This is a genomic window from Labrys okinawensis, from assembly GCF_002982075.1.
GTDB classification, from domain to species: Bacteria; Pseudomonadota; Alphaproteobacteria; order Rhizobiales; family Labraceae; genus Labrys; species Labrys okinawensis_A.
Genome location: NZ_PUEJ01000012.1, coordinates 98,226 through 110,554 on the forward strand (window position 1 = coordinate 98,226; position 12,329 = coordinate 110,554).

Genomic DNA, 12,329 nt, shown 5'->3' on the forward strand with positions numbered 1-12,329 from the left:
CTCAGACCTCCATTTGCATGCCCCGGAACAGATAGGTCCGGTTCGAAGAATAATCATAATCGGGATCGTCCCAGGCGATCATCTTGCCGGGATTGAGCAGGCCCTTGGGATCAGCCTCGCGCTTGAAGGCGAGCTGCGCCTCGTCGGTCTGCTTCATGCCGCCTTCCTCGAGCGTATAGCGGTGCGGATTGAACACCGGCGCACCCATGTCCTCATGGATGCGGATGATCTCCTCGAGCCGCGCCTCGGTGGTGAACTTGACGAGCGGCAGGCCGAAGCAGGTGATCTTGCCGTCGAAACGCACGAATTCGAGATGGGCCACCACCTCGTCTCCGAAGACGGCATGGATCTTGGAGACGAGTTCGAGCTGGTTGGGGAAGGGATAGAGCGTCTGCAGATAGGTGATGGCGGGGTCGATCTTGAGGGCGCGCAGCGTGGTGTGGTTCCAGCCGAGTTCGTAGATGTCGGGCAGGCCCTTGCGGTCCGCCTCGCTCATATCGGACGTCGAGAACAGCAGCTGGGCGCCCCTTCGGCGGCGGGTGATGGTGAGGAAGGCATCGTAGTTCTGGGGGGCGATCATGGCGCAGACCACGTGCTTGTCGCGCGGGATCCAGCGCCGGTGCCGGTTGAAGTAGTCATGCGCGGCCGGCGCGGCGACCACGGCGAGCTGCTTCTTGAGGATGCCGTCGGCCTCGCCCGTCTCGTTGGCGAAGGCAGCCGCCTCGGCGAGCGTATCGAAGCCGACGATCACGTCGATCCATTTGAAGGCCGTGGTCAGCGGCATCTCGACTTCGGTGATGATGCCATTGGTGCCGTAGGCATGGCTGACCTTGTGCAGATCCTCGCCGGTGAGGTCGAGGATGCGCGGGCTGGCCTCCATCGTCACCACCTTGAGACGGGTGACGTTGCCCCAGTCGCGCAGCCCGCCCCAGGTGATCGAGCCGACGCCGCCGGAGCCGCCGGCGACGAAACCGCCGATGGTTGCGGTTTTGGCCGTCGAGGGGTGCAGCCGCAATTCCTGGCCGGAATCAGCCTGAGTCTGCTTGTCGATCTCGGCCATCACCGCGCCGGCCTCGGCGACCAGCACGCCCGGTTCGATCGAGACGATCTTGTCCATGAAGGACAGGTCGAGCACGGCCCCGCGCGACAGCGGCATGGCCTGGCCGTAATTGCCCGTGCCGGTGCCGCGGGGCGTGACCGGGATGTCGAGCGCATAGCAGGCGGCGAGCGTGGCGACGACATCGTCCGTGGATTTGACGAAGACGACGCAATCGCCGGTGACGTGGTCGAGCTCGCGCTTGAGCACCGGCGAATACCAGAAGAAGTCACGGCTCTTCTGCCTGACCAGGGTCGGGTGATCCTCGATGCGAATGTCAGGCAGGCGGGCCTTGAGGGCGGCGATATCGGTCATGCGATCGAACCTGGCGGAGATTTTCGGGGGGCGGGTCTTCAGACCCGCCGATTCGAGCGATCAGGGGTGGTTGGAAGCAGGCAGGTCTGAAGACCCGCCCCCCAGCAGCGCATCCAGCTCTTCATAATCGGGCAAAGTGGTATCGATGGCCCGGCCATTGCGCACCACGATGCGGTCTGCCTGAGGCCGGGACAGCAGCTCCGTCCAGTTCCTGGCCTTGAACAGCACGAAATCGGCTGGCCCTCCGACGCGCAGCCGGCCGGCATCGATGCCCATCACCGAGGCCGGCGTCGCCGTAATCGCCTTGGGCCAGTCGCCGAAGGGGTGGTCGAGATGGGCCACCCTGACAGCCTCGCGGAAGACCTCGAGAGCATCGAGATCGCCATAGGCATAGAAGGGGTCGCGGGTATTGTCCGAGGAGACGGCGACATCAACGCCGGCGGCCTTCAATTCATGCAGCAGCGTCACCCCGCGCGAGCGGGGCGTGCGGCCGGAAACGCGGTCCTGCAGATAGAGATTGCACATCGGCAGGGAGACCACGGCGATGCCGGCCTCGGCCACCTTCTCGATGGTCGCCTTGATCTCGTCTTCTTCCTGACGGGCAAGGGAACAGCAATGGCCGACCGTGACCCGGCCGGCGAAACGATGGCGCAAGACCGCCTCGGCGATGTGATGCAGGGAGCGGGCGGTGGGGTCCTGGGTCTCGTCGACGTGGAAATCGAGGTCGAAGCCATTGTCGGCGGCCACACGGAACAGCGTATCCAGGCCTTGGTCGAGTTCGGGCACCATATAGGTGACGCCGCCCAGAATGCCGTCATGCGTGCGCAGGGCAGCGGCGATCTCGGACATATGCGCACGATCCGCCACATGCTCGATGGAGAACAGCGCCACCGCCTGCAACTCGATGCTGCCGGCCCATTTCTCGCGCATCTCGGCAAAGACAGGCCAGGAGATGCCGATCTGCTTGCCGATCGAATCGAGATGGGTGCGGATGGCGGACGTGCCATGCGCATAGGCGCAACGCAGCGAGAAATCCATGCGGGCGGCGACGTCAGCGGCCGACCAATGGGCCTCGCGGTCCAGGGTGACATTGTCGAGCGCGCCGAAGAAGGTGCCGTCGGGATTGCGGCGGCGCGGCCAGATATGGCCCTTGTCGAGATGGGTGTGCAGTTCCACGAAGCTCGGAAAGACCATGCCGGTGCTGAGCGCATCGGAGGAGCCCGTCACGGCCTCGATCGCCTCGATGCGTCCGTCGGCGACGGTCAGGGATATGCGCGCCAGGCCGTCCTGGTCGATGCCGGCGAGCCTCTGTGGCACCAGGCAGGCCGGCACGCTGGCCTCGACCGCCCAGCGGCCAGCGGGTGGGATCTTGGCGGCAGTCTGGACGGATCTGGACACGGTCAGTTTTCCCGCTTCAGCGCGCTCTCGTGCCATTTGTGCAGCAGGAGATGCGACAGATAGGACAGGGCGAGGAAGATGGCGATGCCGCTCAGCGATAGCAGCACCAGCGCGGCATAGGCCCGCGGATAGGCAAAATAGCGCGGCGCGAGATAGATGATATAACCAAGCCCGCCGCGGGCGCCGCCCGCGCCGGTGGCGAGCTCCGATACCACGGCGCCGATCAGCGACAGGCCGCCGGCAATGCGTACGCCGCCGAGGAAGTAAGGCAGCGCGCCGCGCAGCCGCAGCAGCCACAGCTTCTGCCAGGACGACGCGCGGTAGAGCTCGAACAGATTGAGCAGGTTATGGTCGGTCGAGCGCAGGCCGATCAGCGTGTTGGCCAGCACCGGGAAGAAGGCGACGAGCCACACGCAGATCAGGAGCACGGTGGCCTGCGAGAAGATCACCAGCAACAGCGGCGCCAGGGCCAGGACCGGCGTGACCTGCAGGATGATGGCATAGGGGTAGAGCGTATATTCGACCAGCCGCGACAGCGAGAACAGGATGGCCAGGCAAACTCCGCCCGCCACGGCGAGCACGAAGCCTTTCAAGGTCACTTCCAGGGTGAAGAGCCAGGCCGGCCCCAGTGTTTCCCATTCACGGAAGAAGGCGGCCCAGATTTCGCTGGGGGCCGGTACGACCTTCATCGGCGTGAGGCCGGCGGCGACGCAATATTCCCAAAGTCCCAGCACAACCACCAGAAAGGCGAACGGCAACAGCCATTTCAGCAGGGCCGGCGGGCCCTGGCGGGATGGTGCGGAAGGGGTGACGGCATCGTCCGCCGAACTGATCGCGCTCATCCTGTTCCCGGTCCTCTCGATCCAACCTTTGCGATCCAAATTCTTGGCGATCAATGTCCGTCGACGGTCTCGGCGGCCCTGCCGATGGCCGAGGTCAGCGCGGCGGAGGCCTGGCGACAATAATCGACATAAACAGGCGTGGTGCGGAAGGCTGCGCCACGCGGGCGTTCGGCATCGATGATGAGTTCGGCGAAAGCACGTCCCGGCCGGGCTGCCATCACCACGATGCGGTCGGAAATATAGACGCTTTCGAACACCGAATGGGTGACGAACACCACCGTCCAGCCGAGTTCGGCCTGCAGGCGCATCAGGTCGTCGTTGAGCTTCTGGCGGGTGATCTCGTCGAGCGCGGCGAAAGGTTCGTCCATGAGGAGGAGCCGTGGGCGGGTCACCATGGCCCGGGCGATGGAGACGCGCATGCGCATGCCGCCGGAGAGCTCGCGCGGATAGGCCTGCGCGAAGGCGGTGAGGCCGACGCTGTCGAGGGCCTGCATCACCGCATCGCGGGCAGCCTTTCGCGACACGCCCTTGAGCCGTGAGGGCAGCCAGACATTGTCGAACACGCTGGCCCAGGGCATCAGCGTCGGTTCCTGGAAGACGAAGCCGACGTCGCGGGAGTGATCCATGCCGCCACCCGCCCAGGCCACATTGCCGCTGGAGGCCTCGCCAAGCCCGGCGATGATGCGCAGGGCCGTCGACTTGCCGCAGCCCGACGGCCCCAGCAGAGAGAGGATCTCACCCTGGCGGATGTCGAGATCGAGATGCTGGAGCGCGGTGGTGCCCGAGGAGAACGTCTTGCCCACGTCGCGCAGCGAGACGACGGTCGGGCGGGCAGGAGGGTTCAAGACGGGCCTCCGGCATATCCGATCGGTGGGTCGCCCTCGCGAGACGGATTTTCACAGTAAAGGTAGCGCTGCCCCAGCAAAACAGAGCGCTTCCACCCGGCCGATGAGATACAGTCCACAATACTCACTTCTTGATCAGGTCGGAGCCGACATTCTTGTTCACGAATTTCAGCGTGTAGGCCTTCTTGAAATCGAAATCGGGCTTGTAGAGGCCGACCGCGACCATCTTGTCGAAGAAGGACTTCATGTGCTCGTCGGTCATGGCGCCGATGCCGCTCTTCTCGGCGTCACCCGACATGACGATGCCATAGGCCTTCATCTGCTTGACGGCGAAGGCGAGGTTCTCGTCGGTCATGTCGGGATTGTCCTTCTGGATCGCCGCATTGCCGAGCTTGTTGTCGCCATAGAGATAGGTGGCCCAGCCGATCGCCGAGGCATCGACGAATTTCTGCACCACGTCGGGCTTGCTGTCGATGATGTCCTGGCGGGTGACGATCAGGGTCGAATAGGTGTTCCAGCCCTGGTCGGCGATCAGGAAGACATTGGGCTTGAAGCCGCCGCCTTTTTCCACCTGGAGCGGCTCGGACGCCACATAGCCCTGCTGGACCGAACCCTTGTCGGCGATGAAGGGGCCGGGGTTGAAGTCGTAGGGCTTGACGACCTCGTCGGTGAAGCCGAAGGCCGCCTTCATCCAGGCATAGCCGGTGGCCTGGAAATCGGGGCCGATGAAGATGGTTTTAGCCTTCTTCAGATCTTCCCAGCTGTCGAGGCCGACGCCGGGATGCGTCATCAGGATCTGCGGGTCCTTCTGGAAGGTGGCCGCCACCGCGACGAGGGGAATGCCCTCCTTGGCGGCGGAAAAGACCTCGACCAGATTGCCGCCCATGTAGAAATCGTTCTTGCCGGCGACCAGAGCTGTGGCGTTGTTGGCGGTGGGGCCGCCCTGCACGATTTCGACGTCGAGGCCGAACTTCTTATAGGTGCCGTCCGCCACCGCCTGGTAGTAGCCGCCATGCTCACCCTGGGCCAGCCAGTTGGTGCCGAAGCGAACCTTCACGAGGTCCTCGGCATAGGCGCCGTTCAAGCCGGCAAAAACCACTGCCGTCGCTGCAAGCACGGCGGTCTTGAGCATGCTGTTCATTCCTGTCGCCTCAGTTCGGGTTCGTCTTGCGAGGCGCCGGTATTGAAAGGCCGTAACGCCGAGGCCCGATTGTTAGCGCCAATTCATACTTGCACAAGTCGTAATCACGATTAATTTTGCGCCGACGAGATTTTCGAAGAGATCCTTCCCGCCATGCTTCGCGCCATCACGCCGCCCGCGCTGCGCGCGCCCTTCGCCCGCTACAGCCACGCCATGGAGGTGCCGGCCGGCGCCCGCCTGGTCTTTTGTTCCGGCCAGCTCGGCATCGGCCCGGACGAGACTATCCCGGAGGGCGCCGAGGCGCAGGCCAGGCTGATCTTCAAGGCCATCGAAGCCATCCTGGCGGAAGCCGGCATGGGGCTCGCTGACATCGTCAGGATCAATGCCTATGTCACCGGCCGCGAACATATGGCCGGCTACATGAAGGCCCGCGACGCTGTGGTCGCCGATCCGCCGCCGGCCTCCACCCTGATGATCGTCTCCGGCTTCACACGGGAGGCGTTCAAGGTCGAGGTGGAGGTGGTGGCGGCAAAGGCATGAGCGCGGCGCTCCCAGCGGATATCCTGCCCTGGCACCTGTAGTTCCACGGACCTCAAGCGCTACCCGGCCAGCGCCTGTTCGACCTCGGCGCGCTCGACTTCCAACAGCGGCGCCAGCACCTTGTAGGCCCTGGTCTTGACGCCTGGCTGCATCACCAGGATCACCGTTTCGGTCCCCGGGCAGGCGGCGTCGCCGCACTGGATTTCGCTGACGGAGATGGTGGTCTCCTCGCCGAGTGCGAGGATCTCCCGAACCATCTGCTTGATGGCGGCGGCCCTGTCGCGCTCGGCCTGGCTGGATTTGCGGAACAGGCCGAACATCGCCTCAGGCGGCTCCGGGCAAGGTGAGGATGCCGGCGGCGCCATCCTCGGCGCCGAGAGCAAGCTGGGCGCCGTTCTTGTCCCAGGCCAGCGCCGTGATGCCCGAGCCCGGCACCGCGCGGCGGACCAGGATCTCGGAGGCGTCGGTCAGCCGGCAGAGCAGCACGCAGCCATCCTCGTAACCGAGCGCCAGCACCAGTGCCTTGGGATGGAAGGCGACCCGCGTAACCTTGGCGTGGCGAATGCCGCATTCGCGCGGCGCCTTGCCCATCGGGCCGTCCTTGCTCTGGAAGGGCCAGACGATGCCGGCATCGGCACCCGAGGTCGCCAGCCAATTGCCATCATGCGACCAGGAGAAGGAGCGCGTCTTGGAAGGGTAGCCCGACATGCGCATGTGCTTCTTTTCGGCGACCGTCCAGCCATGGAGGGTGTTTTCCTGCATGGACGTGACGATGAAGCGGTTGTCGGGCGAAATCGTGATGTCGAGGTGGCTGCCCTTCCATTCATAGAATTCGGGCGCGGCGCTCGAATTGGGGAACCAGGCCGACACGCCGTTGTAATGGGCGATGGCGAGGCGGTAGCCCTTGGGCATGAAGGCCAGGCCCCGCACGCTGGAAGGCGCCGTCCACTGCTTCACATTGCCCTTTTCGTCACGGGCATAGACGGCCTTGCCGGCCGACCAGGCTGTCGCGCCGCCCGCCGAGACCGCCACCGCGTCGATCCATTTGTTGCCAGCCTCGCCGATCTGGCTGATCTCGCCATTGGCGGAGAGGGCCATGATACGCCCATCGTCGCCGCCGGCGACGAGCGTGCTGGCGTTGGCGGTGACGGCGAGCAGGCCCGCATCACCGAACAGGGCATCGCGCTTTTCTTCGCCGATCTCCGCCCTGAGCACCGTGCCATCGGCCAAAGCGAAGACCGGCGTGCGGCCCAGCCAATGGCAGGCCAGCACATGGCTGCCAGCCTCGATCGGGGTGACGCTTTCGGACAAAGAGGGGAAGGAAGTGGTGTTCAAGGCGGGGCTCATAGACAAGAGGCGGGGATGTTCTGGGGTTGCGCGGCGATTCACCCCTCATCCCCCTGCCGGGACCTCTAGTCAACTCAAGTGAGTTGACGACACCCGCAAGGGGAGAAGGAGTTTGATTCGGCTCGACACATCCCATTGAAATCCCTTCTCTCCGTGCGGGAGAAGGTGGCGGAAGCCGGATGAGGGGTGCAATCTCCTCCCTACGCTGCGCAGGCGCGGAAACCCTTTTCGAGTTCGTCCCGGTTGAGATGGTGCCCGATGAACACCAGGCGAGACTCGCGCTTCTCGTCGGGTCTCCATTCGCGCTGGAGGTCGCCGTCCACGATCATGTGCACGCCCTGCAGCACGAAGCGGCGCGGCTCGTCCTTAAAGGCGAGAATACCTTTCCAGCGCAGGAGATTCGGTCCCTCGCTTTGAGCGATGCGGTCGATCCAGGGCATGAACTTGGCCGGGTCGACATCGCCGTCGATCTTCAGCGACAGGGACTGCATGGTCTCGTCGTGATAGTGCTTCAGGCCGTGATCGTGGTGATGATCATGGCCATGATGATGGTCGTGATCATGATCATGGTCGTGCTCGTCGACTTCGAGAAAGGCCGGCTCGAGGTCGAGGATGCGGTCGAGATCGAAGGCATTGCGGCCGAGCACGTCTGCGATCGCCACATTGGAGCGCGTCGCCTTGTGGAGCTTGGCATAGGGGTTGAGCGCGCGGATGCGCATCTCGACCTCATGCAGTTCGGGTGCGGTGACGAGGTCGGTCTTGTTCAGCACGATCACGTCGGCGAAGGCGATCTGGTTCTTGGCCTCGGGGGCGTCCTTAAGGCGATCTTTCAGCCATTTGGCGTCGGCCACGGTGACCACGGCGTCGAGGCGGGTCTTCTCGGCGACATCCTGGTCGACGAAGAAGGTCTGCGCCACCGGGGCCGGATCGGCCAGGCCCGTGGTCTCCACCAGGATGGCGTCGAACTTGCCCTTGCGCTTGAGGAGGCCATCGATGATGCGGATGAGGTCGCCGCGCACGGTGCAGCACACGCAGCCATTGTTCATTTCGAAGACTTCTTCGTCGGCATCGACGATGAGGTCGTTGTCGATGCCGATCTCGCCGAACTCGTTGACGATGACGGCGAAGCGCTGGCCGTGCGGTTCGGTCAGGATGCGGTTCAGCAGCGTGGTCTTGCCGGCGCCGAGATAGCCGGTGAGAACGGTGACGGGAATTTTGTCGGAGGTCTTATCCTGCGAAGCAATCGTATCGGCCATGGCAATCTCCGGAGCGCGGGCGCGCTCTTGAAAAACGGATAGGCGTGCAGCCGGGGGCGCATTCGTCCCGGCCGCATTCGCTCAGCCTTATATTGGATCGATGCCGTGGGATGTAAGCCCCAAAGTGTGATTCTTCCTGCCGCTCGGAAGATGGAGTGCGGTTGTCTTTCCCTGGCTCTGGGAGCCGCTTGCCATCTTGTGCTCTGGGAACCGCGGAGCGGGCGTGACTATACTGTATCGGTCGACAGACTGCAGATGTCCCGTGCAGATCCAGGCCATAGTGCATCCCTCGATTCAACCGATGTGAACCGATGAGAGTAGCCACCATCCACGATGTCTTTCGCTCCAGCGTGCTCGGCATGCCCGAAGCGGATCCTGTCATTGGTCACTGGTTCTACAATAGATTCCTCCAGATTTTGAGACCGCTTCGAGTCGAGGTCGAGCGTGTCTCCATCCTGCCGAATGGCGAACCTTCCCTGCTCGAGGAACTCGCAGCACGCCATGGTTGGCCGCCGGACAAGAGCGGATGGGCGCATGTCTTTTCCCATCCAGACGTGGTCAACCTCATCATGCCGATGCTTGAGCGGCTTCGGGCATTTGATCTGGTGCTGGGATTCGAGATGCCCCCCAATCTCATCCGCGCGCTCAATGCCCACGGACAAAGACTGATCGATATCTCGATCGATCCCATTCGCTTCTGTGCGGATTTGTTCCTGCGCATGCGCAGCAACGATTCCGCGCTCCAGGCCCTGCTTGCCGAACGATCCGCTTCCCCCGAACAGGTCGTTGCCGGCGCAGCAGGACTCAAGGCCCGAATGCAGCCGCTGCCCGTCCAGCCAGAGGCAATCGTGTTCGCAGGGCAGGTCCCTGATGACAGCAGCCTGATTGCAGGGAGCCGCATTCAAGGCGCAGCACCTTTTGTCGATCAAGTGAACGAGATCGCGGCCGGGCGCCAAATTCTGCTGAAGCCGCATCCCTACGCGCCTGGAAATCCCGATCTTGCCATGCTTCATCGCGCCTTGCCCAAAAGCCGCTTCACGCGCGACAACATCTACGCCTTGATGGCAGCTCCGTGGGTTGGAGCTGTCGTCACTCTTTCATCGAGTGTGGCGACGGAAGCCCTGTATTTCGACAAGCCAGGCGTCCGGCTGATCAGCCCCGATGTGGAGTTTGTCGAGCCCGGCGTGATTGGCCCGTTTCAGCGCATCGATGGCCGGGCTTCGAGCGCTTCCTTCTGGGGGGAACTGCTCGATCAGGCAGTCCAGATGCCAAGTCGTGCTTCCCCAGCTTCCCCGTTGCGTCGTCTTTTCGGGGCGAGTTGGGGGCTTCCGCGACCTGCGACGGCCATTCTCCCTTCGCCGCTTTCACGCGGCGAAACAACGACGAATATCCAACCCTACTGCGTGTTCGGCTGGAGTGGAACGGAGCCGGACGGCGTCCGGAGCGACGGCACATTGGCCGTTCTTCAGATGCCCGCCTGCAATGACGGGATGGCATCGACACTGGTTCTGACACTCAGCGCGTTCGCACCAGATGCGAACCGCCAACAGGAGCTGACTATTTCTTCTCACCCCGCCGGGTTCACGGAAAAAATCATCTTGGCAACCGCTGAAAGACGCGAATTGCAGATTGCCCTGCCGCCGGCTCCGATTGGTTCGACGCTGGAAATTTCGATCGGCATCGATGCCGCGCTCAGCCCCGGGCAACAGGGCATCAATTCGGACGAACGTCGCCTGGGTATAAAGCTGCATCGAATGGCGATTGTCTAAGACCCGCCGTCGTCATGCCATCTACCGGCAATTCGACGGGCGCCTCATCAAAGTCAGGGCCGCATAGGTCAAACGCCTGCCCGGACACGAAATTCCCGACGGTCCCAAGCAGCGCCGCTCTCTCATTCCACCATTTCCGCAAAACGACACCTTCCCCGAAGCCGGGGAAGGATCGCTGTGTCCCATTCGACGCGGTTTAAGTCCGCGTCCGCGCTCAGGCGCCGCCGCCGAGGCGGCTGAGGCCGCTCTTGGCCGCGGCATTGCTCGAATCGATCGCCAGGGCGCGCTGGAAGCTTTCGCGCGCCTTCTGGGTGTCGTTCAAGCCGGCCTGGGCATAGCCGCGGCCGGCCCAGGAGGCGGCGTTGCGGTTGTTGATCTGCAGGGCCTGGTCGAAGTCGGACAGCGCCTCCTTGTATTTCTGCAACTGCAGATAGGAACTGCCACGAGAATAATAGGGGGCCTCCGCGCGCGGATCGTTGGAAATCGCCGAGGTGAAGTCGTCGATCGCCACCTCGTGATTGCCTCCGGCCTGACGGATCAGGCCGCGATTGTAATAGGCCTCCGCCGTTTCGGGCTTGATCTTGATGGCCTTGTCGTAGTCGGCCATGGCCTGCTGGGTCTGGCCCTGCAGGCGGTAGATGTTGCCGCGGCCGACATAGGCGGGCGCATAGTTGGGATCGTTGGTGATCACCTGATTGTAGTCGGCAAGGGCCTGGCCGGTCTGACCGGTCTTGCGGTAGACCAGAGCGCGGTTGGCGAGCGCCTGCACGAAGTTCGGATCGATCTGCAGCGCGCGGTTGAAGTCGGAGATGGCCGGTCCGTACTGGTTGGAACGCGCATAGGCCGAACCGCGCATGTTCCAGGCTTCGGGATCGTTGGGGTTCTTTTCGATTACCGAGGAAAGCGAACCGATATCGGCCGAGGAGACCTGCCGGCTGCTGGCATCGCCGTCATCGCCACCGCCGCCGGTGGAGGCGCAGCCGACCAGGCCGAAGCCCGCAACGCCCAGCATCAGGAGGGCGGCGATACGGGAAATGGAGCTTCTGGGTGGGGGTTCTGCCGTGATTGTCGTGGAAAGTGTCATCTTGTCGGTCCGGGTCCATCGAGACGATTTTACAAGGAGGCCGCAAATCTGGCCGTGATCCAACTGCTGCCCAATCCTACCGGCCCCATCCCGGCGCCCGCAATGCCTGTGCTCGGCCTTGCGGCCAGGCGCGGTGGGGGCAAGACGGAAACTGAGCCATGATGGTCCGGGCAGAGTGGAAAAAGCGATACGGGGAGCAATCTGCCGGATTAACCTTGCCGGAAAGTAAAACCTTTCCGCCCATCCTGCCGGTTGACGACCGGCTCCACCCTCTTGTTCGAACGCGTCCTGGCGATTCCCGGAGATTCCCGTCAAGCGGCAGCACAAACACAAACGCCCGGCCAAATTGCCCGGGCGTTCGTCCCAACCAGTCGTTTGGTCGGAAAATCCGACTTACTTCTTCACAACGCGGGGCGTTGCGGGAATCAGGCCTTCGCGCTGCAGCTTCTTGCGAGCCAGCTTGCGGGCGCGGCGAACGGCTTCGGCAGCCTCGCGGGCGCGCTTCTCGGACGGCTTCTCGTAGTGGCCGCGCAGCTTCATCTCACGGAAGATGCCTTCACGCTGCATCTTCTTCTTGAGCGCCTTCAGCGCCTGATCAACATTGTTATCGCGAACGAGAACCTGCACGCGTGCTGTCCTATTATCCTGGTGTGAATCGCTGCGGCGGCTTGGCAACAGGAAACCCCGGTGCCAAGG

The 12,329-nt window shown here is 63.4% G+C and carries 12 protein-coding genes; 2 read left to right on the plus strand and 10 right to left on the minus strand.

Translation table 11 applies throughout. The annotated features are described in order from the left end of the window. Window position 1 precedes the first annotated feature (1 nt). The 5 genes from C5L14_RS25960 to C5L14_RS25980 form a co-directional block, all read right to left on the minus strand. Window positions 2–1,411, minus strand: coding sequence for an FAD-binding oxidoreductase (locus C5L14_RS25960; RefSeq protein WP_105864960.1), 1,410 nt, complete (start codon window positions 1,409–1,411; stop codon window positions 2–4). Window positions 1,412–1,471: 60 nt separating this feature from the next. Continuing rightward, complete coding sequence (locus C5L14_RS25965) at window positions 1,472–2,809, minus strand: cytosine deaminase (protein ID WP_245443593.1); 1,338 nt, start codon at window positions 2,807–2,809, stop codon at window positions 1,472–1,474. A gap of 2 nt (window positions 2,810–2,811) precedes the next feature. Further along, complete coding sequence (locus C5L14_RS25970; protein WP_105865047.1) at window positions 2,812–3,651, minus strand: ABC transporter permease; 840 nt, start codon at window positions 3,649–3,651, stop codon at window positions 2,812–2,814. A gap of 50 nt (window positions 3,652–3,701) precedes the next feature. Next, a complete protein-coding gene (locus tag C5L14_RS25975; protein WP_245443594.1) occupies window positions 3,702–4,496 on the minus strand; it encodes an ABC transporter ATP-binding protein in 795 nt (264 codons plus the stop codon). 124 nt (window positions 4,497–4,620) lie between these two features. Next, window positions 4,621–5,637 carry an ABC transporter substrate-binding protein gene (locus tag C5L14_RS25980; protein ID WP_105864963.1) on the minus strand — a complete coding sequence of 339 codons (1,017 nt, stop codon included), beginning with the start codon at window positions 5,635–5,637 and terminating at the stop codon, window positions 4,621–4,623. Between the two features lie 153 nt (window positions 5,638–5,790). Here C5L14_RS25980 and C5L14_RS25985 point away from each other — a divergent pair, with 153 nt between their 5' ends. Beyond that, window positions 5,791–6,177 carry a RidA family protein gene (locus C5L14_RS25985; RefSeq protein WP_105864964.1) on the plus strand — a complete coding sequence of 129 codons (387 nt, stop codon included), beginning with the start codon at window positions 5,791–5,793 and terminating at the stop codon, window positions 6,175–6,177. A gap of 59 nt (window positions 6,178–6,236) precedes the next feature. On the opposite strand, the gene C5L14_RS25990 is transcribed toward C5L14_RS25985, so the two are convergent. From C5L14_RS25990 to C5L14_RS26000, 3 genes are all read right to left on the minus strand, one after another. Then, window positions 6,237–6,497: a hypothetical protein gene (locus C5L14_RS25990; RefSeq protein ID WP_105864965.1), complete on the minus strand. Its 261-nt coding sequence runs from the start codon at window positions 6,495–6,497 to the stop codon at window positions 6,237–6,239. A 4-nt stretch (window positions 6,498–6,501) separates the two neighbouring features. Beyond that, window positions 6,502–7,512 carry a WD40 repeat domain-containing protein gene (locus tag C5L14_RS25995; RefSeq protein WP_428832661.1) on the minus strand — a complete coding sequence of 337 codons (1,011 nt, stop codon included), beginning with the start codon at window positions 7,510–7,512 and terminating at the stop codon, window positions 6,502–6,504. Window positions 7,513–7,724: 212 nt separating this feature from the next. Continuing rightward, window positions 7,725–8,780 (minus strand): CobW family GTP-binding protein, encoded by a 1,056-nt coding sequence (locus C5L14_RS26000; RefSeq protein WP_105864967.1) that lies wholly within the window; start codon window positions 8,778–8,780, stop codon window positions 7,725–7,727. Between the two features lie 311 nt (window positions 8,781–9,091). Between C5L14_RS26000 and C5L14_RS26005 the strand changes: the two genes are divergently transcribed. After that, window positions 9,092–10,549: a hypothetical protein gene (locus C5L14_RS26005; protein ID WP_105864968.1), complete on the plus strand. Its 1,458-nt coding sequence runs from the start codon at window positions 9,092–9,094 to the stop codon at window positions 10,547–10,549. A gap of 214 nt (window positions 10,550–10,763) precedes the next feature. Here C5L14_RS26005 and C5L14_RS26010 read toward each other — a convergent pair whose 3' ends face one another. Together C5L14_RS26010 and rpsU are read right to left on the minus strand one after the other, a co-directional pair. Next, window positions 10,764–11,633 carry a tetratricopeptide repeat protein gene (locus C5L14_RS26010; RefSeq protein ID WP_105864969.1) on the minus strand — a complete coding sequence of 290 codons (870 nt, stop codon included), beginning with the start codon at window positions 11,631–11,633 and terminating at the stop codon, window positions 10,764–10,766. A 393-nt stretch (window positions 11,634–12,026) separates the two neighbouring features. Beyond that, complete coding sequence (gene rpsU, locus C5L14_RS26015; protein ID WP_068285423.1) at window positions 12,027–12,260, minus strand: 30S ribosomal protein S21; 234 nt, start codon at window positions 12,258–12,260, stop codon at window positions 12,027–12,029. Between the last annotated feature and the right edge of the window lie 69 nt (window positions 12,261–12,329).